The sequence below is a fragment of the Pedobacter sp. UYP1 genome, assembly GCF_040547305.1.
Classification (GTDB): Bacteria; Bacteroidota; Bacteroidia; order Sphingobacteriales; family Sphingobacteriaceae; genus Pedobacter.
Genome location: NZ_JBEPPL010000001.1, coordinates 771,368 through 791,490, shown reverse-complemented (window position 1 = coordinate 791,490; position 20,123 = coordinate 771,368). Strand labels below are relative to the sequence as shown.

Sequence of the window (20,123 nt, the reverse complement as noted above, 5' to 3'; positions counted from 1 at the left end):
TACAGCTAAAAGCATTTAAATTGTAAATATTAACGGTTATTCCCTGTAGCTTTTTTAAGGCCGCTTCAAAAATTCCTGAGTGGAGCGGATTTCTGCATAATAGAAGTTCAGGGCGGCTAGTAAAGCTTTCTGTACTTCTCCTGCTTTTACTTGCTGACCATTTATTTCCAGGTCTCTCGTCGCTGTTGCATCCGCGATCACCTCACAGTTAAAACCAAGATCTTTAGCTGCTTTGACGGTAGCATCGATGCAAACATGGGTCATCATACCTGCAAATACAAGATTTTTAATGTTTTTACTTTTAAGGTATTCTAGTAAATCCGTTTCGCGAAAACTATTAGGATAGTGTTTCACAATTAGTTTCTCGTTTTTTGCTGGCATTACACCCGGATAAATCGCTGCGCCCTGAGTGCCGGGTAAAAAAAAGGTGGCGCCTTCTTGCGTCGCTATATGCTGGATATGAATAACCGGCATATTAATTTTTCTGCTTTTTTCAATTAACAGTCTTGTATTTTCAGCTGCCTCATTTGCACCGGATAGCGTCATTTTTCCACCTGGGAAATAATCATTCTGAACATCAATAATAAGCAGTGCACTGTTGGTGTGGTCTTGCTTTTGCGCAGATACGGCAGGGATACTACAGATGGTAACCAGGCAGGTTACGCCAAGATTTAAGATTGCTTTCTTCATTTTCGTTTTTTTTATTCCACAAAAGTAAAGCACCTGTTTTTGCGAAAAATTGAACTAGTTCAATGCGAAAGCTTTTTTCTGATCTTATTGAGAAACTCATGTGTGATGCCCAGATAGGCTGCAATTTGCAGTTGTGTTAACCGTTCTTCCAGCTGCGGATATTTTTCTATAAATTCCAGATAACGATTTTCAGCTGTTTTACCGATGGAGGAAATTACTCTGCGCTGAAAAGCAACCAATGTCCTCTGGTTCATGATCCGGAATAGCTTTTCAACCTGAGCTAATTCCTGATACAAAAGATCCTTATCAGGTTTATTGATACATAACACCTCGCAATCTTCTAAAGCCTCAATATTCAGAAGGGCAGGAACCTGGTTGGTGAAACTATCAATGTCTGTGGCCCACCAATCTTCCACAGCAAAGTAAATGATTTGTTCTGAGCCGTTTTCGTCGAGGTAATAGACTTTAAAGCATCCTTTAATTACAAAAGCCTCATACCTGCATATTTCTCCGGCACGTAACAGAAATTCTTTTTTTCTGAACTTACGAAGGTGAAAGTTAGCGCAAAACTGTTCCAGCTCTTCTGCTGTCAGCTGAATGTGTTTCGCGATGTTTTTATGGAGCAGCTCAAACATGGCTTTTAATTTTTGATAATGATTTTTTGGATATAAGCGGCTCCCCAAATCCCAAAAGCATCTGATATGTTTCCCTTAATAGGGACATCCAGCACGCCAACAAGACCTTTGGCTGCTTGCAGATCAATACTGTATAAATAATCAAAATAGGCAGCGGAGGTAGATTTTACAATTAAGGTATATTGCGTGTTTTCAGTTTTCAATGTGCTCTCATCATAGTCGATTTCTAATTTGGTCTGTGTTCCATTAAAGGTTTTATCAGTTAAAAAAATCCTTCCTGAATGGTCTTTTAACACATTGAATCTTACATTCTCAGTTCTGGGATCGTCGGTCGTGATGGTTAATCTATTAAATTTAGCATCAAAAGTAGTGTCCCGTTGAAGCACTAAGGCAGGATTGGTTTTCAACAACGCTGTAAATTCAGCTTCTGAATTAACTTTTACCTTTTGCCCGCTGGACAGGTAGTATCTGTTTATAGTATAAGGTCTTGCTCTCAGTTCAAAGGTGTAGAAATTAGGTTCTGTATTGAAGTCAGTAATCCCGACCTCCATATAGCTTGAATCCCGTTCAATCAGGTTCAGTTGAAAAGCAGGTGGAATCGTCGTAGCTGCCTGGTATGTTTTCCCCTGGTAGGCAACAGACAATTTGTAATTTTGGCCTGCAACAGCCTTTTTCCCGGTGTAATTTCCTTTTCCCTGGTAAAGATACTTTTCGATCAGGTTATTGTTCTGATCAAGGAGACTGACCTGAGCATCTTCAACATTTGGAAATCCGCCTGCTGCAGTCGAAAAAATAGAAGTACTTAGATTGATTAATGCATCATCTTGCTGGTTAAATTCTCCCAATACAACCAGTTGAGGAGTTTTTCCTGAGATGTCTACAGTGGTTTCTTTTTCGCAGCCACTCAGAACTATTAAAAAAAACAGAGCCAGAAGATTTATTTTCCTGTCAACAGACATAGCTAAAATTTATAGGTGAAGGTAAAATAGGGAATTAGTTTTATCTTTTCTTGTTCCAGTATACTTACTTTATTCGGCTGATTATTAGCCGATACATATAAAAAAGCCGATGGTGAATTCGCAATCGCATTGTACATCCCTAATGTCCAGATTCTCTGGTGTCCGTTGCTAAATTTCCGGGTAAGGTGTAAACCAAGGTCAAGTTTATAATTATTGCCCAGTGTGTAATTGTTTAATCCTGAAATTACATAAGTATCTGGCGGGGTCGTATTGCCCAGCACTTCATCGATGCTTTTATGGATGGTCTGAGGTACGGTAACATGACGGCCTGTGATGTAGGTCCACAGGGCAGATATTTCCAGCCTTTTTCCTAAAGAGGCATTGACCGCAAAATTAAAGTTATGTCTTAAGTCCTGGTCTAAAGGAAAGCGTTGTCCAAGGTTCAATGCCTTAAATTGGCCGGTGGTTTTAGACAGGGTATAGGCCATTTGAAATCTCAGCCAGTTCAATTGTTGTACATAACTAAATTCTATGCCCTTGCTGATTCCTTTTCCTGATGCCAGCCGGTCTTCAATTTTTCTGGCAAAATAGCCATTGGCAATGTCCTGGCCTGAGCCCAGTGCCAGCAAGTTATCCATGTTTTTATAATAAGCTTCGAAGGTAAAGCTGCTCGTTTTTCCAGCTTGCAGACGGTAAGAAAGGTTGAAGATTTCTGAAGACTCGGGTTTAATGCTTTTACCGCTGGGAATCCTGAACTCCGTTGGAACAGAAAGGCCATTTGTTGTAAACTGATGGATAAATTGGGACATTTTTGAATAAGAAGCCGTAATTACCTGGTTATCACTTAAACGATAAGAGAACCTGATCCTTGGTTGTAATGTGTTGTAGACTGTATTGCCAGATTTAAACCCAGTATAGTGCAAACCTGCTGTTAATTCAGAACGTGACCCGATTTTAACTTCATCTTCAATATAAGCATCCAGATTTAAGGTATTGATGGTAATGCTCTCCTCAGTACTTAAACCAACCGGAAAGATAAATGAATTCATACTCACGCCACCTCCAAAATTTAGTTTAAGATCTGGTCTTAAATAATAGTTGAAATCACTTTTTAATCCGTAATCTTTTACCGTGGTATAAACGCGTTTTGGTAAACCAACCAGCGCAGAAAAAAGGTTTAAATCCAGACTATTTCTGTACTGGCTAAATGTCGCTGTCGTATTTTTAAACAGACGAGGACTTAAAATACTGTTCCACCTGAATGCGACCAGCCTGTTTCCCCATTTTAAAGTCGATCTGAAAGCCTCCTGACTTTCTTCTGGAAAGTCTAATTTCTGCCGGTAGGAATCATTGCCTAAATAGGTGCTGATATAGAACCTGTTATTGGGATTTGCTATGTAATTGAGTTTTAGGTTAAAATCTAAAAAGTAGTAGTACAGGCCTGCATCTTCTAATGCTTTCGCACCCAGTAAATCCAGCCAGCTTCTTCTGGTATTCAAAGAAAAAGAAGCCTTGTTTTTAACGATCGGGCCTTCAAGACCTGTAGATGCATACAATAAGCCAATGGTTGTATGCCCATGATACTCTTCCATGTTACCATCTTTAGAACGGACATTCAGTACTGAAGAAAGACGACCGCCATATTTTGAAGGGAAATCACTACGGTAAAAATCTACACTTTTGAGTACATCGGGATTGAAAATGGAAAACATCCCATTAAAGTGATTGATATTATAAATGGAGATATCATCCAGGGTAACCAGGTTCTGATCTGCATTTCCACCTCTTACAAACATACTTACCGAGCCGCCGGTATTACCCGAAACACCGGGGTATAACTGTACAGCCCTGATCACGTCCTTTTCTCCCAGAAAGGAGGGGAGTTTATTTGCTGCTTCCAGATCAACATGGTCTCCGCTTAAATTCAGATTATTCCGGGATTCGTTGCTTTTGGTAACAATAAGTTCTGGGAGGTCTACTCCGGATTTCAGGAAGATATCCTGCCGGATGTTTTCGTTTTCTAAATCAACCTTGATATGGACTGGTGAATAGCCGGTATGGGTAACTGTCAATTCATAACTGCCTTTTTCAAGACTAATACTATAGAACCCAAAACCATTGGTAACAGCAATACTATTGTTTTCACGCGCTGTAATATTGGCACCAATAATAACCTCTGCACTCCCTTGTTCTTTGACAAATCCGCTTAAGGTAATGAGCCTTGAATTGCTGATCAGCAGTATCTTGCCCTCGTATTCTTTAATTTGAATAGATTCTGCACGTAAAATTTCTTCCAGTAATTCTCCGACGGTCCTGATCCGGTTGGATAAGGTTATCTTTCGGTTCATCCTGATATTATCGGGGTTATAAGTTAATAAGATACCGGTTTGCTCAACCTGGGTCAGAAAGGAAGAGATTAGTCCTTTCCGGTGCGTGATTTTTATAGGCGTGTTTAATAGCCCGGCCCGGTTCTGTGCATTTAAAAGAACAGGGACCAGAATTAATAATAGGAAAATATAGATTTTATTCCCTGTTGTCATTCTCACAGGCTAAATTATGGATTAATATATAATCTTTTTTAACCTCGTAATTAAACTTAAGAATGAGTTTTAATTCTTCTAATACACTTTCTAAAGTCTGGTTTTTAAAAGTTGCAGTCACCGCGCAGGATGCTGCATTATTATCCAATATAATTTTTCTGTGATAGGTGTTTTCAAGTACTTTGACCAGGCTGGATAACCGCTCTTTTCTAAAAACTAAAATGCCTGTTTTCCATGCATATTCATTTCCGGACAAAAGAGTGTCTTTTTGAAGCTGATCGTTATGTAATGTTCCTCTGTTACCTGGTAAAAGTGTAACAGCAAGGCCACGTTTATCGGTGCTGCTCAGTTGTACTTTCCCGGTTCTCACCGTAACTTCCACCTGAGCCTGGTTGGTGTTGACGTTAAATGAAGTTCCCAGTACTTTGACCTGACCTTTTCCTGCTTCAATCACGAATGGTCTTGCCGGATTTTTGGTAACTTCAAAGAAAGCTTCTCCTTCCAGTCTTACTTCTCTTTTATCGCCCGAGAGTAGTTTGAAATATTTTAAAGTACTGTTTGCATTTAAAGTAACCAAAGAGCCGTCTGCCAGGGTAACCTGCTTGTTCGCAAAATTGCCTGAGCTGACCGTAATCAAAGGATTATAATAAGAGCTATAGTAGATAAGTGCAAAGCTGGTAATCAGGAAAAGGGATGCGGCAATGGACATCCACCAGGTACGCTGCCCTGTTTTTTTAACTAATTTGACGGTTTGGGGCTGTTTTGCTCTGATTTGGGCATCTACCTGCTGCCAGGCATCTTCTAAGTCGCAATCCGGGTTATAAACAGTCTGCTCAGCTTTTTCTATTAATGATTTCAAACGGCCATATTCTGCGGGATTGGATTTGATCCATTCTTCCACAGCAATGTTTTGCTCAGGAAGAAGCTCACCGTTGAAGTGTTTGGCCAGAAGAGAATTAATATCTTGATTTTGCATGATAGCTGTTAAACAAAGATTAAACGTAAAAATTTAAAATACCCCTATGTTCCAGAAAATAAATTAATGAAAGCAAAATAGAAAGGGGAATATAGTGGGTACGGGCAAACTCGCGCATAATACTGATCGCTTTTCCCATTTGGTTTTCAACTGTTTTAATGGAAATCCCTAATTCAGTAGCAATCTGCTGATAAGTAAGCTTGTCAAGCCGGCTCATTCTAAAAATTGCACCGCATTTTGGCGGAAGCAACGCGAGTGCTTCATCAACGAGTGTCTGTATATCTGTATTTTCTTTAATTTCTTCTTCTAAAGGAGTATCAGTTATTTTATTAAAAACAGTTTCATCCTCCATGGAAATGGTATGAACTTTTTTTCTCAGTCTTGAAATACAGTTATTGCGTACTGCAGTGATCAGATAATATAGCGCATTTTTATCATTTACCATTTCCTGCTTTATTTCCCAGAACTTTACAAATACTTCTTGCACGGCATCCTGACTTTCGTCAGCGTCGGCCAGGTATTTATAAGCATGCATACACAATGTCTTGTAATGCAAACGGAACAACTTCTGAAAATCTGAATATAAAGGCTCTTGTATGTGCATATATTAATACCCGGTCCGGGCTGCAATGTGCAAAGATAAATTAATTTAAATATAACGTGGGGGTATTTATGATTCTTACCGTCTAGGAGGAAAGGAAAAATATTATACCCAATGTTTAGAAGAAAACTTGCTGCAATTGTTACACTAATTGTTTTATCCGGGTTATTCAGTGAGGTTAATGCTCAGGGCCGCCAGTCAGGGCGATTAAATAGTTTACGCCTGTCTGAAAGCTTCGTAAGAGGGAATTCGAATCTCTCGGTATTGACTGTTTTAGGCTACCGTTACCAGTTCAGTGAGGAAATAAAATTTGGCGCTGATCTGGGTTATCATCAGGGTACTTACAATGACAGTAAGGTAAAAGAGTTCAATAGTGCGGCTAGTATTGATTTTACCTATTCACATGGCAGAACAGTAGAATTCTATGGCTCAGCCGGCGCCGGGTATGGCTTATTTACCAACATTCTTGCCAATAAGTTTATTTATCAGTTCAATCCTCTGGCTATGCGGATCGGCAATGGCAGTATAGCGGGTTTTGCTGAGCTGGGCTGGGGATACAGAGGTCTTTTAACAGCAGGTCTTGCCTATAAATTTTAACTCCTGATCAGTACAATTTTACATTATAAATTATATGGAACCAATTATCGGAATTATAGAAAATAACTCAGCAAAAGTGGCGCAGATGCTGAATGTGATTTTAGCAGATGAATTTTTGCTTTATACCAAAACAAAGAATGCCCACCAGAACTTGGATGACAATGATTTTTATCGTAAATTAATGCTTTTTAAGGGACAATACGAGCAGTTGGAAAGCACCATGGATAGTATTGCAGAACACATACATTCCACGGGTTATAATATCCCGGTTACACTCGAAATATTTTTAGAACTGGAACATCTGGCTGAACAATCTCCGGTCAGGACTGATGGGCTGGCGTTTATTCATGAATTGCTGGAAGCTCATGAAAGTTTAATCATCCGCCTGAAAAAAAAAGCTGCTTACTTCGGGAATGAGCTTCAGGAATCTGGTGTTGGCCGCTATATTATTCAACTCATGGAGATACATGAAAATATGATGCTGGAGCTGAAAATATATTTGTAAGACAAACAACCCCTGTGTGATACGGTAACCACAGAGGTTTTTACCTCGTATCTTAAATATAAGGGATGGCTAAAAAAATAATGGTATTTTTGTAGTTCTATTGAATGAAATATTTACGATTTGAAACCGACATACACTAAATTTCTATCGAGAAAAATTATTCTTGCCTTCTTAGCCGGGGTTATTGTACTGGCTATAGCTGCCTTATTTGTACGCTATTCTATCACCCATAAATTAGAGAACCTTTCGAAATTCGCTTATGATATAGAACGTGATCAATCGAAACCACAACGGGCTTTATTATTACTCCACCAGGCTGAGGACGATTTTCAGGAATCACTTTTAAGTACTGACAGCACTAAAAGTAATGCCTACAAAGTAAAATTGTCACAAGCTTTCGATGAGATAGATTCATTGCTTAAAGAAAATACCGATACCGCAGGTTTGTCTGCTGTACAGCGCAACAAAGTTAGGTATTGGTATCATCAGAAGCTAAAACTGTCTGGCAATTTATATACGCTCAAACATAATTTTGATTCCCTGCTTACTGCTTATACTGACTTTAACCTGAGTAATCAGAATTTACCAGGTATCCAGACTGTTGTGCATGCGAATAAAAAGATAACTAAAAATCAAACTGATACAATCCGTAAAGATGTAGAGGTTAAAAAGAAAGGACTTTTCAGCAGGCTGAAGGATGCTATTTCTAATAATAACACCCCTAAAACAGGCGTAATCGAGATTAATCATAACCGTACCAGTGGTTCTATTGATTCTGTGACCATGAAAATTGCAGGAAATGACAAAAGGGCATATGCAAGAGGGATCAAACAACTGCAGGAGCGGAATGAAAAGTTATTAAATGCGCAAAAGGAATTAATTACCCTGAATATCCGGATCAATAATGAGATGGAACGGATTGTCAATGGCGTGAAGGAGATTAATTATAGTATTGTTGCTGAATTTAAGGAGATGGCTTTCAAAAGCTATCAGGAAACTACTGCTTTATTGAACAAGTTTTATCTTGCGGCACTTTTTCTGGTGCTGGTATTTGCTATATTACTGATTATATTTATCATTAAGCTGGATAAATCAGAAGTGGATCTGCGCCGGGAAAATGATCGTGCTGTAGCTATTGCACAGCAAAAGATGGATTTACTGCTGCATATGAGCCATGAGATCCGCAATCCATTAACAGCGATCAAGGGCTTCCTTTACATATTCAGCCGTACTAGTCTTTCTCCACGTCAGACAGAAATGCTGGGTTCTATTACCCTATCTTCTGATATGCTGCTGCTCACGCTGAATGATACACTGGACGCAGCCAAAATGGAAAACAATGAATTCAAGATTAATTCTGAACCTTTTAATGCTGATTATGCCTTGAAAGAAGTGATCGAAAGTATGGAGTTCAGCGCAACTAAAAAGAAGCTGACTATCCAGTATAATTTTGAAGGGGATAAGGAGGTTGTGTTGTTGGGTGACAGTTTCAGGTTGAAACAGATCATGGTCAACTTGCTAAGTAATGCGATTAAGTATACCAATACTGGCGGCATTACTGTGAACGCAAAGCTGAGTAGGGTGAAGCAGCAAAGCAGGCTGGAGGTTAGTATTATAGATACTGGAATGGGAATCAGCCAGGAGCAGCAAACCAATTTGTTCTCTAAATACTACCAGACTAATTCTGCTAAAGGAAAAACCGGAACGGGCCTTGGCTTATATATTTGCAAGCAAATGGTCGAGTTGCAAAAGGGAGAAATCAGCGTGAAAAGCCAGGCCGGAACAGGCAGTACTTTCCAGTTTTATATTCCTTATCAGGAAGGTATAGCTGCAGAGAGCGGACTAGTCAAAACTGCAACTGATGACCCGCTGGTGCTATTGAATGGGATCAGTATTCTGGCTGTCGATGACAATGAGCTGAATTTAATGTTCCTGAAAATGATGACCAGCAAGTGGAACGTCAAATTCTACCAGGCATCAAACGGGGCTGATGCTTTGGATATCTTACATAAAAATCCTGTGAGTATAGTGCTTACTGATATTCAGATGCCTGAAATGGATGGTTATGAGCTGCTGACTGCCATCCGGAATGCTGAGGGAGTTATCAGTAAGCTGCCTGTGATTGTAATTGGAGGAAATGAAATTGAGCTGGATAAAGTGAAAATTTCAGCGGATGGATTTTCTGGATTGGTCAGAAAGCCTTTTGTCGAGGCAGAACTGGTCAGGAAAATCGCAGCTGCACTTCAGCATCCACCAGCAGGCCTGTAAAATATTTTTATTCTTTTTTGTAATTTTAATCTTCTCCCGGAGTCCTAGGAGAGGGATAGCTGAATTATTTTTAAAATCTTCTACCCCCAGAGCGCGGCTAGCCTGTTTTACTTATAAGCAGGGGAAATAATTTTGATGAAGGCAGCTTGAATAAATCGTATCATTATACAAATTATCGATAAATATAAAATATGAAACAAAAATTACTAATCACAATGGCCATTTCGGGCTTGTTCCTGAGTGCTTCGGCGCAAAAGGTAAAGTTTACCGAGTATGATATGGATAATGGCTTACACGTCATCTTACACCAGGATAAAACGGCGCCGGTAGTTGCTGTCTCTGTGATGTATCATGTAGGCGCAAAAGATGAAGATCCACAAAGAACTGGTTTTGCGCATTTCTTCGAACATTTGTTGTTTGAAGGCAGTGACAATATGAAACGTGGAGAGTTCATGAAAACGGTAAGCAGCAATGGCGGTCAAAACAATGCGAATACAACACAAGACAGAACTTTTTACTACGAGGTATTTCCTTCAAATCAGTTAGAATTAGGGTTATGGTTAGAAAGTGAGCGTATGCTTCACCCTAAAATAGACGAGATAGGAGTTAAGACACAAAATGAAGTTGTTAAAGAAGAGAAAAGATTACGTATTGATAACGCGCCATATGGAAAGTTCACGGAAAAAATATTCAGCAGTTTATTCCAGGAACATCCATACCGCTGGCAGACCATAGGCTCAATGGAGCATCTGGATGCCGCAAAATTAAGTGAGTTTATCGCTTTCTTTAAAAAGTATTATGTTCCGAATAATGCTGTATTAACTATTGCTGGTGATATCGATGTTGCCCAGACGAAAGCTTTAGTACAGAAGTATTTTGAGGAAGTTCCAAAAGGTGCTCCGGTTGTGAAAACAGTTTATGAAGTTAAGCCTGTGGAAAAAGAAATCATTGATACTGCTTATGATGCCAACATTCAGATCCCTGCAATATTTGCGGCTTACCGCGTTCCGGGTATGAAAAGTCATGATAGCAAAGTTTTAGGATTGATCAGTACGCTGCTTTCTGGTGGTGGTAGTTCAAGATTAAGTACTAAAATGGTAGATGAGAAGAAAACGGCATTGCAGGTTGCAGCTTTCAATTATACTTTGGAAGATTATGGAGCTTATATCACATTGGCGCTGCCGAATAACAATACCCCGCTAAATGATCTTTTGAAAGATATTGATGCTGAGGTTGTCCGTTTACAGACTGAGCTGATCAGCGAATCTGAACTGACTAAATTACAAAACCAGTTCGAGAATGGCTATGTGAGTAAAAACAGTAAAATGATTGGTCTTGCTGAGAATCTTGCGAATGGCTATACTTTCCACAATAAAGACACGAATGATGTGAATGAGGAATTAGATAAAGTGAGGTCTATCACACGGGAAGAAATCAGGGAAGTTGCCCGCAAATATTTAAATAAGAACCAACGTGTTGTTCTTTATTACTTACCTAAGAAATAGTTCGCTTTCTAATCAAGATTAAAATTACAAAATGAAGAAAATATTCATACTTGCCTTTGCCACACTGTTCGTACAGTCTGTAGTAGCGCAAAAATTAGATAGAAGTCAGAAACCAAAACCAGGGCCGGCACCTGTACTTACTTTTGCTGATCCGGTTATTTATAAACTCCCGAATGGAATTACGGTTCTGGTTGTTGAAAATCATAAGTTACCGAAGGTAACTGCTACTTTCACCATCGATGCCGGTCCGGTTACTGAAGGTGCTAAAGCCGGGTCAATCTCTTTATTGGGTGGATTAATGAACGAGGGAACGACCACGAAAACTAAAGCTCAATTTGATGAAGCTGTGGATCAGCTTGGTGCAGATGTAAGTGTTTCTGCAACTGGTGGCCGTACCTCTGCGCTGACCCGTTATTTCGATAGTGCATTCCTTTTAATGGCTGATGCTTTGCGTCACCCTGCTTTCCCGGAAGCTTCTTTTGAAAAATTAAGATCTCAGTCATTAACAGGCCTGAAATCCAGCGAACGTAGTGCTAAAGCTATTTCAGGTCGTGTGGTAGATGCGCTTGCTTATGGTGTGAACCATCCGCTGGGTGAGTTTGAAACAGAACAAAGCCTTAAAGGAATTAGTTTAAATGATATTAAAGCCGCTTATAGTAAATATGTAACGCCTTCAAGAGGATATCTTACTTTTGTAGGTGATATTAAACCTGAAGCAGCAAAAGCTATCGCGATTAAAGCATTAGGGGATTGGAAAGGTACAACGTTAGCACTTCCTGTATTGGCAGAGGTGAAAAATCCTTCAAAACCTGAGGTAGATGTAATTGATGTACCAAGTGCGGTACAATCAGAAATTACGGTTACTAACCTGATTGATCTTCCGATCAGCAGTCCTGATTATCATGCGGTTTTACTGGCGAATGAAATTCTTGGTGGTGGTGCAGATGCGAAGTTATTCAGAAATCTGAGAGAGAAACACGGTTTTACTTATGGTGCTTATGCTTCCACGGGTTCAGGTCGTTTTCAATCAGCATTCCGTGCAAATGCAGCGGTGAGAAATGAAAAAGTAGATAGCGCGGTTGTTGAGTTTTTAAAAGAGATCCAGGTAATGCGTACTGAAAAAGTAAGTGCTGATGATCTTCAGAATGCAAAAAATCTTTACAATGGGTCTTTTGCTTTAGGATTGGAGAATCCGGCACGTACAGCTGGTTTTGCAAGCAATATCCTGATCAATAATCTTCCGAAAGATTTCTACCGTACTTATCTTCAAAAGATCAATGCAGTTACTGCTGATGATATTCTGCGCGTAAGTAAAAAGTATTTTGGTTATGATGATGCAAGGATCATCATTGTAGGTAACCAGGAAAAATTTGTTCCGGGTTTAAAGAAAATGGGATTTGTAGTGAAAGCATATGATAAGTATGCGGCTCCGGTAACTGCGGTTCCCGAAGCAGCAAAAAAAGCAGATGAATAAGAAGATTTCTTAATAGCTTAAAACCCCTGATATGTAGTTGAATCTTAATTTTAGCTATATGCCAGGGGTTTTTGTATTATTCTGTCAGAATTTATCATCTTTGAATGCTATAATTTTATGGGGAAACTGTCAAAACATAAACGAACTTCCATACCTGTTCATAAGTTGCAGGAACGAACCTCGCTGGGTATACAAATTCGTTATTTTGTCAATTTCAACAGACATGATATGCGAAAGTTGGGCGCGCACAGGGATGATCATTATATTTTGATTCTCCAGGAATATGGATGCAGCCATGTAAATATTGATTTTAAAACTATAGCGATCAGTGGTTGTGCTGTCTGTTTTATTTTACCCGGGCAGGTGCATTATGTGCCTGAGTCTGACGAGGCAGCAGGTTGGTTTATGGCCATAGATTCATCGTTGGTAGACAAGAGTTATCAGCAGATTTTTGAAGAACTTGCACTGCATCAGCAAATATTGGTGATTAGTCCCGAAAAAGTAGCTCAGTTAGTGAAGTGTGCGGCGCTTCTATCTGAGATGTTCGATGACGATGAACAGGCGCTAATGCCTGGTACTGTGATCCATTCGCTGGCTTCTGCTTATGTAGGGCTTTTCGCAGAGCTTTATAAAGCAAGCAGTCCTGAAAGGGATAAACAACAGCTCAGACCTGAAATTATTACCAGTGAGTTTCGGAAATTGGTAAGCAGTCAATTCAAAACCCTTAAAAATCCAAGTCAGTATGCGGATACGCTTTCGCTCTCCCTTTCTTATCTGAATGAGGTGGTTAAAGCTGTAACCGGCTTCCCTGTAAGCTATTGGATTCATCAGGAAATCATCCTTGAAGCTAAGAGGATGTTGTATTATAGTGATTTAAGTGTGAAACAGATTGCATTTTCACTAGGCTATGATGATCATGCTTATTTCTCCAGGCTTTTTACTAAGGTATCTGGTATTTCGGCAGTCAAATTTCGGAAGGACTACCGCGAATAGTCCAAGTTAAACCTTGGATAGTCTCTTGAATGGGCTGTTGTTTTATCGTTTTTTTGTATAAAACTAAAGCTCATGAATATTATCAAAAAGAAAGTCTTATCAATTTTTGAAAGCCGCGTTTTAAAACAAGGATGTGTATTAGAAGTGAGGGCTTGGAATCCCGCCACTTTTTTTGAAGTTGATTTACACCTGCCAGGGGTAGATATGGAAAAATGGAACTCGGTCCAGCATATGAAAGTTAAAGTTTCTGAATATACTTACCGTGATTATACACCAGCATTATGGGATGCAGAAACTGAAACCTGTACCCTGTGTATCAGCTCAGACCACCAGGGACCGGGTAGTGACTGGGTGAGCTCTTTGAAAAAAGGAGATACAATTTCTTATGTTGGGATAGGGGGGACTTTTCACAAGCCGGTAGCTGATAGCAGGTTATTATGTTTAGGAGATAGCACCAGTATCGGCCATTTTCTGGCTTTAAAGCAGCTGGCGTTAGGTGTTGGGGAAATCTATGGAGCAATTAGTTTCAATATAGAATCTCATGCACGGGAATTTTCAGAATATTTCGATACTTATCTGCAACCTGTAAAGGAAAATAAAAAAGATATTTCGTTGATTTCCTGGTTGAATGAACAGGAATTGAGTAACGAAACTATTTATATCGCTGGTCATAGTCCAACTGCTATGCAAATCCGCAGGCATTTAAAACAACGCAGTGATTTCAATGGAAATATCAAATTACAAGGATTCTGGCAATAATGAAACGGATTAACGAAATAAGATCGGATACTTTACTGGATCTGTGGTTTTTAATAGTAGGGCTTAATTGCTTGTTAAATTTGATTTGTATGCTGTAAATTAGACAAATTATTTATATCAATTTGCCTTATGACAATCAATAACTATCTTGAAAGTGTATTCAAACAGTTTGAATATTATAAAATGCTTGGGGAAAAGACTTTTGCGCAATTGACCGACGAACAGCTCTTTTATCAATATAACCTGGAAAGTAATAGTATTGCGACTATTGTTAAGCATATATCCGGAAATATGTTATCTCGCTGGACTGATTTTCTGACCACTGATGGGGAAAAGGATTGGCGTAACCGGGAAGCCGAATTTGATAATGATGTCCAGAACAGAGCCGAATTGATGTTGTTATGGAATGAAGGTTGGACGTGCTTATTTACCGCCCTGAAATCTATCAATTCGGATAATTTTGAGCAAATTATTTACATCAGGAATCAGGGGCACTCTATTACCGAAGCTATTAACAGACAGCTGGCACATTACCCATATCATATTGGTCAAATTGTATTTTCAGGTAAAATGCTGAAGGAGAAAGAATGGGATTCTTTGTCTATACCACGTGGAGATTCTCAGAAAGTTAACGAAGAAAAATTCGCTCAGCCAAAAAAGAAAACTCATTTTACAGATGAGTTCCTGAATAACAAGAAGTAGTGCTCTTTATGTAGTTGATTGTGAAATAGGTAAGGTCTTTTTATTGTCGGTTTAGTGGTTAAATTATCTGCTGAAGGGCTTTTTTTATTGTAGATATTAATCAACAATCAAACATTTTAATTTTGGTTATAAGCAAAGATTTTTAGTAAAAATTTACTCTATTGCTTTGGTGGGGGAATTATTTATGGGTATTTTTAAAGTGTAATTAGCGCTCAAAAAAACCCAATCAGGAAACCTTAATTTGTTTAAGGCGACCAACGCACTACCATGCAAAAACAATAAATGAGAGCTCAACTATTAAAAATCCCAACCCAGCCTGTTAATTCTTTCAGCATCCGGCGTGATCTGCTGCCAGACATTAACAACAGTTTACATTATCACCGCGAAATAGAGCTGATCTATTTCAAGAGCGGTTCAGGAACCCAATTTATCGGGAACAGTGTCCAACCCTTTAGTTCAGGAAACGTAGTCCTTATTGGAAGTCGTTTGCCGCATTACTGGAAGTTTGATGAGGCCTATTTTTCGCCTCCGGATGGACTGCAGACAGACGTGATCGTTATTCATTTTTGTGAGGACTTTTTAGGAGAGAATTTTTTAAATCTCCCTGAAAATAAGATGATCCGTAAGCTCCTTCAGGAATCGAAAAAAGGCATCCAGATACAGGATAATATCAGTCGGCAAATAGGCGTACTGATGGAGCAAATTTTTTTAAGCGTAGGTGCTAAAAGGTTATTGCTACTTCTGGAGATTCTGTGTGTCCTGGGTAATAATCATAAAGGTGGTACTTTACTAGCAGGTGATGTTTTATGCCAGGCGGCTATAAAAGACAATAGTCCGATTAGTAATATTTACAATTATATCCTGTCTAATTTTAATAAAAAGATAGAGATCGGACAACTGGCTGATTTTGCCAACATCAGTGTACCTTCTTTTAGCAGGTATTTTAAAACCCATATTGGGATGACCTATAAGCAGTTTCTATTAGATGTAAGAGTTGGACAGGCTTGTAAATTACTTATTGAAGGGCATATGAATGTAAAGCAGATCAGGTATGAGTGTGGCTTTCAAAACGTAGTCAGCTTTCATAAGCAGTTTAAAGAGGTGACGGGAAAAAGTCCGCTGGAATATCAGAAGTTTCATTTGCAGCACAGCGCTGAGGTTTAATGTAATAAAAAGAGGTTATCTCGAAAAAGATAACCTCTTTTGTTTTTCTGCTTGAAGAAACAGTTTAGCCTGTTTGAAAGGACAGTTCCTCCTGTTTGAAGAAATGGTATTCTTTTATTCAGATAAATGCTATTTCTCTGCCTGAAGATATACTGACAAAGGGATATATCCTTGTTTATCTTTGAAAACTGCATCAGGAACTTCTATTTTAAAAGTATGATCTCCTGCAGTTAAATCTCCAAGCGTGATTACCCGGATTGGAATTGCATCTCCAGGACACCAGTTGCTAAACGAAGCCCATTGCGCGTCAGTTTGCGGCTTTGAACCATAAATTCCATTGCCCTGTGTATTGACAGCGCGATAGGGTTCACATGATTTACCACCTGGTTTATAAGTTAATTTCTGGATGTTATCAAAATAAATAAAATGATTACGTCTGTTGTATTCTTCTCCTCCTGAATTGGCTCCATGGTTAGAAGTAATCAGATATAGTTTTGCTGATTTAACTGCTGCTGCTAAATTAACGGTAATTGATTTGACAGTTTTGCCGGCTACATCTGTATTATCATAGTTATTAATGTTCTGATTGAATGATAATGGTTCAAGAATAACGGCTGGATTTGTAGCTGTCGTACCACTGGTATTGCTGATCAGATCAACTGTGCCAAAAAAAGTATCGTTTCTTCCGGCGCATCCGGCTATCTCCTTATTAGCTGCATATGGAACGCCAAAAATGCTGAATTCCAAGTAAATATCAAAGTTTGCATTGAGTGTTGGATCTTTTAAAATGGCAGCCACATTGTCAATACTGAATAAATAAGGAACCTGATCTGGCTGTTTGTTTTTATTCATAAATGGTGTGATAAAACGACCGATTTCTATATGTTTGGCAGTTGCATCAGTATAGGCCGTGTTTTTTTTGACCATGGCGATCGCTACATAAGCGATTCTGTCATAATTATCACAAGCCGCCTTAATAGTTACCTTCATTTGCAGGACATTTCCCAGGCCCGCTAGCTGTGCTGGACTAAGTTTTTTAACATATTTAGAATTACTGACCCTGGTCACACCTTCTGGTACAGGGTCAGAGACTGTTGCAGCATAACCATCATAGAACAGGATCTGGTCAAAAACTCTGATGGTTCCGTCGATTGCAGTAATTGCATTATTTTGGTAAGCAGATTTTCCGCCAGCAGGAGTAATATCGGTCTGCTTACAGGCGCCTAGCAGTGCGGATACACTTAAAAGTGCGAGTACTAATTTTTTCATAGGGTATGTTTTTGATAGGGGTTAGCTAAAGACGGGAGTCATCAGGCAGATTCCATCTGGATTTTAATAATTTAGGAAACTGCCCGGTTAAAGGCAGCCTCCAGGTGAGTCAACCAAAAAATGTTTAATAAATAAGTTTAGTTATTTTGCAGGATACAAATACTTGATCGCTACAATATCACTTGGTGTAAATGGGCGGTTTGTGCCATCAGAACAAGCCAGCATCCATGATCCCGGTTCGCCGCCTACAGGGGTACCAGGAATATAGAGCGCCCCTGCATCTTTACCTTCCTGACTATCGTTTTCATTCGCAGCGCGGAAATAGTCTGCAAATGATTGGTAGCCACAGCTGTAACGTCTATCTGCATAGTCAGTGTGTCTGAATCCGATCGCATGGCCTATTTCGTGGGCTACAACCGTAGCAAGCAGGTTATTGTCTTTGTAATTTTTATCATAAACTGTGTTGCTCAGTTTAATTGGTGTAGCTGGTTTTCCGTCTGCTGATGGAAATCCTGCCGATTGTCCCAATATTCTCGGGTCATCAAACTTCTGACCAATAATCAGGATATTCTCTTTAACCAGGGAATTAGAATCCAGCAGTGTAAAGACAACTTTAAGGCCAAGATCGTTGTACCGTTTGACAGCTTCTTTAGTCGCATTTGTGAATACAGTCTGCGCATCACCTGCATTAACTTTTAATTTGATCGTATCAAGAGCGACCTTGTAATTCGTTTGATATTGTTCGGTTTTAGGGCCTTTTGCAGCTAACGCAGCTAAGTAAACTTTCTGGTTTTGCAGCTCATTGAGTGTAAGGAAAATATCCCCTTCAACCATATAACCACCTGCTGTTTTAAAAGCATTGGTAGGAGAGAATCCTGCACTGGCGATCGCATTTTGCTCTGCTTTAGTTAACGCTGAGCTTTGTCCGGCTGGTGGAATAGCTATATTGTTTTTTTTACAGCTGGCAATTACAGCTGCGATCATTAATAGAGCAATGGAGATTTTTTTGGTGTTTAATAAGATGTAGTTTTTCATAGGTTTAATAGGTTGAGGTTAATAAGGTAGTTTGGTAGACTGAAACAATAATAATTAATCCTGATGATGAAAAACTGCAAATGATGTATTGTGTATAAAAGATGTATTCTTTTGTAATGAAAGTGTACAATGGGAGATTTACGCAAACGTTTGCGTTATTTTCTTCAGAATTTCATCTGGTTTTCTATCTGATTATTTGGTTGTAATTTTTCTATGGTTTCAAGAAAATTTTGACTAAACAATAAGAAGCCCTTTTCATTTGTGAAAAGGGCTTCTTATTGTTTAGTCAACCGTTTTTGTTTATGATGGTGGTGTGTATAGCAATTGCGGCTATTATTTTACTGGATAAAGTGTTTTTAAAGCAAGAATATCACTTGTTGTAAACGGGCGGTTTGTGCCATCAGAACAAGCCAGCATAAATGAGCCTGGTTCGCCACCTTTTGGGGTACCTGGAATGTAGATTGCGCCCACACCTCCATCTCCTTCATTTGGGTCTTTATCAAAGCCACAGCTGTATGTTCTATCTGCGTAATCAGTGTGTCTGAAACCAATTGCATGTCCAATTTCGTGTGCAATAACGGTAGCCAGTACATTGTTGTTTTTATAATCTTTATTGTATACTACTGAACTCAGTTTAATGGGGGTTGCCGGATTTCCTCCTGTAGGGAAACCAGCGGATCTCCCTAAAATTGTTCCTCCGGAAGGAGATTTTCCTAAGTCCGCACCGTTGATCACGATGTCTGCTTTTTCAGTAGAGGTTGAGCTTAATAGCTTCATGCTTAGTTTAAGTCCCTGATCATTGTAACGTTTGATAGCTTCAGTTGTCGCATTTGTGAAAACTGTTTGAGAAGTACCAGCGTCAACTTTGATCTTAATAACTCTTGGCAAGCCTGTTACTAAATTGGTTGTACGATACTGCTCAGTTTTCGGGCCATTGCCAGTTAATCCAGCTACAAAATCCTGTTGAAGCTGGAGATCGGCAGGAGTCAAAAAGATATCGCCCTCTACTAAATAACCGCCATCAGTCTTAACCACCAGGTTAGTGGAAAATCCTGCTTTTGCGATTGCTGTTTTCTCTTCTTTTGTCAATGCTGAACTTGAATTTTGTTCAATAGCGGGAGTGCTATTGTTGTTTTTTTTGCAGCTCACCACTACGGCTACTGTCATCAATAGTGCGAGAGAGATTGTTTTTGGGTTGAATAGGTTGTTAGTTTTCATGTTTTTCATTAGTTAGTTTGGTCGACTAAAACAAGTATAATTAATCCTGATGATGAAAAACAGAAAAGCTTGGATTGCGTATAAAAGGTGTATCCTTTTGTAGGAAAAGTTTAAAAATATTAAACAATAATTCTCGTGTATCCGATTTTGTTTATAGTTTTTATCATAAACTCTAATCATTATGTTCTTCTTTATAAGAACAATAACTTAAATTTAGGTCAGTAAAAATATCT

The 20,123-nt window shown here is 39.1% G+C and carries 18 protein-coding genes; 9 read left to right on the top strand and 9 right to left on the bottom strand.

Annotated elements, in window-relative coordinates; translation table 11 throughout:
* Nucleotides 1-54 precede the first annotated feature (54 nt).
* From ABIB30_RS03475 to ABIB30_RS03450, 6 genes are read right to left on the bottom strand one after another with little or no spacing between them, the layout of a single operon-like run.
* Complete coding sequence (locus ABIB30_RS03475; RefSeq protein ID WP_354299361.1) at nucleotides 55-690, bottom strand: cysteine hydrolase family protein; 636 nt, start codon at nucleotides 688-690, stop codon at nucleotides 55-57.
* 59 nt (nucleotides 691-749) lie between these two features.
* Nucleotides 750-1,325 (bottom strand): Crp/Fnr family transcriptional regulator, encoded by a 576-nt coding sequence (locus ABIB30_RS03470; protein WP_354299360.1) that lies wholly within the window; start codon nucleotides 1,323-1,325, stop codon nucleotides 750-752.
* Between the two features lie 5 nt (nucleotides 1,326-1,330).
* Nucleotides 1,331-2,284 (bottom strand): DUF4249 domain-containing protein, encoded by a 954-nt coding sequence (locus ABIB30_RS03465; protein ID WP_354299359.1) that lies wholly within the window; start codon nucleotides 2,282-2,284, stop codon nucleotides 1,331-1,333.
* Between the two features lie 2 nt (nucleotides 2,285-2,286).
* The gene (locus ABIB30_RS03460; protein WP_354299358.1) at nucleotides 2,287-4,824 is read right to left on the bottom strand and encodes a TonB-dependent receptor; all 2,538 of its coding nucleotides are present in this window, start codon (nucleotides 4,822-4,824) and stop codon (nucleotides 2,287-2,289) included.
* On the bottom strand, nucleotides 4,808-5,800 hold the full coding sequence (locus tag ABIB30_RS03455) for a FecR family protein (RefSeq protein WP_354299357.1): 993 nt from the start codon (nucleotides 5,798-5,800) through the stop codon (nucleotides 4,808-4,810). The genes ABIB30_RS03460 and ABIB30_RS03455 overlap by 17 nt, the downstream gene beginning before the upstream one ends.
* 19 nt (nucleotides 5,801-5,819) lie before the next feature.
* A complete protein-coding gene (locus ABIB30_RS03450) occupies nucleotides 5,820-6,404 on the bottom strand; it encodes an RNA polymerase sigma-70 factor (RefSeq protein ID WP_354299356.1) in 585 nt (194 codons plus the stop codon).
* Between the two features lie 111 nt (nucleotides 6,405-6,515).
* Here ABIB30_RS03450 and ABIB30_RS03445 point away from each other — a divergent pair, with 111 nt between their 5' ends.
* From ABIB30_RS03445 to ABIB30_RS03405, 9 genes are all read left to right on the top strand, one after another.
* Nucleotides 6,516-6,998 carry a hypothetical protein gene (locus ABIB30_RS03445; RefSeq protein ID WP_354299355.1) on the top strand — a complete coding sequence of 161 codons (483 nt, stop codon included), beginning with the start codon at nucleotides 6,516-6,518 and terminating at the stop codon, nucleotides 6,996-6,998.
* Between the two features lie 34 nt (nucleotides 6,999-7,032).
* A complete protein-coding gene (locus tag ABIB30_RS03440; protein WP_354299354.1) occupies nucleotides 7,033-7,503 on the top strand; it encodes a Dps family protein in 471 nt (156 codons plus the stop codon).
* A gap of 120 nt (nucleotides 7,504-7,623) precedes the next feature.
* The gene (locus tag ABIB30_RS03435) at nucleotides 7,624-9,771 is read left to right on the top strand and encodes a hybrid sensor histidine kinase/response regulator (protein WP_354299353.1); all 2,148 of its coding nucleotides are present in this window, start codon (nucleotides 7,624-7,626) and stop codon (nucleotides 9,769-9,771) included.
* Nucleotides 9,772-9,962: 191 nt separating this feature from the next.
* The gene (locus tag ABIB30_RS03430) at nucleotides 9,963-11,276 is read left to right on the top strand and encodes a M16 family metallopeptidase (protein WP_354299352.1); all 1,314 of its coding nucleotides are present in this window, start codon (nucleotides 9,963-9,965) and stop codon (nucleotides 11,274-11,276) included.
* Nucleotides 11,277-11,307: 31 nt separating this feature from the next.
* Nucleotides 11,308-12,750: a M16 family metallopeptidase gene (locus ABIB30_RS03425; RefSeq protein ID WP_354299351.1), complete on the top strand. Its 1,443-nt coding sequence runs from the start codon at nucleotides 11,308-11,310 to the stop codon at nucleotides 12,748-12,750.
* 117 nt (nucleotides 12,751-12,867) lie between these two features.
* Nucleotides 12,868-13,743, top strand: coding sequence for a helix-turn-helix domain-containing protein (locus ABIB30_RS03420; RefSeq protein WP_354299350.1), 876 nt, complete (start codon nucleotides 12,868-12,870; stop codon nucleotides 13,741-13,743).
* A 72-nt stretch (nucleotides 13,744-13,815) separates the two neighbouring features.
* Entirely contained in the window at nucleotides 13,816-14,502 is a 687-nt protein-coding gene (locus ABIB30_RS03415; RefSeq protein ID WP_354299349.1) for an SIP domain-containing protein, read from the top strand.
* 129 nt (nucleotides 14,503-14,631) lie between these two features.
* A complete protein-coding gene (locus ABIB30_RS03410) occupies nucleotides 14,632-15,204 on the top strand; it encodes a DUF1572 family protein (protein WP_354299348.1) in 573 nt (190 codons plus the stop codon).
* Between the two features lie 282 nt (nucleotides 15,205-15,486).
* Nucleotides 15,487-16,368 (top strand): AraC family transcriptional regulator, encoded by an 882-nt coding sequence (locus tag ABIB30_RS03405; protein WP_354299347.1) that lies wholly within the window; start codon nucleotides 15,487-15,489, stop codon nucleotides 16,366-16,368.
* A 129-nt stretch (nucleotides 16,369-16,497) separates the two neighbouring features.
* Here the strand turns inward: ABIB30_RS03405 and ABIB30_RS03400 are convergent, their stop codons facing one another.
* The 3 genes from ABIB30_RS03400 to ABIB30_RS03390 all read right to left on the bottom strand — a co-directional run bounded on the left by ABIB30_RS03400 (nucleotide 16,498) and on the right by ABIB30_RS03390 (nucleotide 19,890).
* The gene (locus tag ABIB30_RS03400; protein ID WP_354299346.1) at nucleotides 16,498-17,637 is read right to left on the bottom strand and encodes a peptide-N-glycosidase F-related protein; all 1,140 of its coding nucleotides are present in this window, start codon (nucleotides 17,635-17,637) and stop codon (nucleotides 16,498-16,500) included.
* Between the two features lie 141 nt (nucleotides 17,638-17,778).
* Nucleotides 17,779-18,672 (bottom strand): M57 family metalloprotease, encoded by an 894-nt coding sequence (locus tag ABIB30_RS03395; RefSeq protein ID WP_354299345.1) that lies wholly within the window; start codon nucleotides 18,670-18,672, stop codon nucleotides 17,779-17,781.
* Nucleotides 18,673-19,005: 333 nt separating this feature from the next.
* Nucleotides 19,006-19,890, bottom strand: a complete 885-nt coding sequence (locus tag ABIB30_RS03390) for a M57 family metalloprotease (protein WP_354299344.1) — start codon at nucleotides 19,888-19,890, stop codon at nucleotides 19,006-19,008.
* Between the last annotated feature and the right edge of the window lie 233 nt (nucleotides 19,891-20,123).

Coding starts and splice junctions, on each gene's coding strand:
- ABIB30_RS03410 (WP_354299348.1), top strand. CDS start 14,632: ATGACAATCAATAACTATCTTGAAAGTGTATTCAAACAGTTTGAATAT.
- ABIB30_RS03400 (WP_354299346.1), bottom strand. CDS start 17,637: ATGAAAAAATTAGTACTCGCACTTTTAAGTGTATCCGCACTGCTAGGC.
- ABIB30_RS03415 (WP_354299349.1), top strand. CDS start 13,816: ATGAATATTATCAAAAAGAAAGTCTTATCAATTTTTGAAAGCCGCGTT.
- ABIB30_RS03405 (WP_354299347.1), top strand. CDS start 15,487: ATGAGAGCTCAACTATTAAAAATCCCAACCCAGCCTGTTAATTCTTTC.
- ABIB30_RS03450 (WP_354299356.1), bottom strand. CDS start 6,404: ATGCACATACAAGAGCCTTTATATTCAGATTTTCAGAAGTTGTTCCGT.
- ABIB30_RS03425 (WP_354299351.1), top strand. CDS start 11,308: ATGAAGAAAATATTCATACTTGCCTTTGCCACACTGTTCGTACAGTCT.
- ABIB30_RS03475 (WP_354299361.1), bottom strand. CDS start 690: ATGAAGAAAGCAATCTTAAATCTTGGCGTAACCTGCCTGGTTACCATC.
- ABIB30_RS03440 (WP_354299354.1), top strand. CDS start 7,033: ATGGAACCAATTATCGGAATTATAGAAAATAACTCAGCAAAAGTGGCG.
- ABIB30_RS03455 (WP_354299357.1), bottom strand. CDS start 5,800: ATGCAAAATCAAGATATTAATTCTCTTCTGGCCAAACACTTCAACGGT.
- ABIB30_RS03465 (WP_354299359.1), bottom strand. CDS start 2,284: ATGTCTGTTGACAGGAAAATAAATCTTCTGGCTCTGTTTTTTTTAATA.
- ABIB30_RS03460 (WP_354299358.1), bottom strand. CDS start 4,824: ATGACAACAGGGAATAAAATCTATATTTTCCTATTATTAATTCTGGTC.
- ABIB30_RS03445 (WP_354299355.1), top strand. CDS start 6,516: ATGTTTAGAAGAAAACTTGCTGCAATTGTTACACTAATTGTTTTATCC.
- ABIB30_RS03430 (WP_354299352.1), top strand. CDS start 9,963: ATGAAACAAAAATTACTAATCACAATGGCCATTTCGGGCTTGTTCCTG.
- ABIB30_RS03390 (WP_354299344.1), bottom strand. CDS start 19,890: ATGAAAACTAACAACCTATTCAACCCAAAAACAATCTCTCTCGCACTA.
- ABIB30_RS03420 (WP_354299350.1), top strand. CDS start 12,868: ATGGGGAAACTGTCAAAACATAAACGAACTTCCATACCTGTTCATAAG.
- ABIB30_RS03470 (WP_354299360.1), bottom strand. CDS start 1,325: ATGTTTGAGCTGCTCCATAAAAACATCGCGAAACACATTCAGCTGACA.
- ABIB30_RS03395 (WP_354299345.1), bottom strand. CDS start 18,672: ATGAAAAACTACATCTTATTAAACACCAAAAAAATCTCCATTGCTCTA.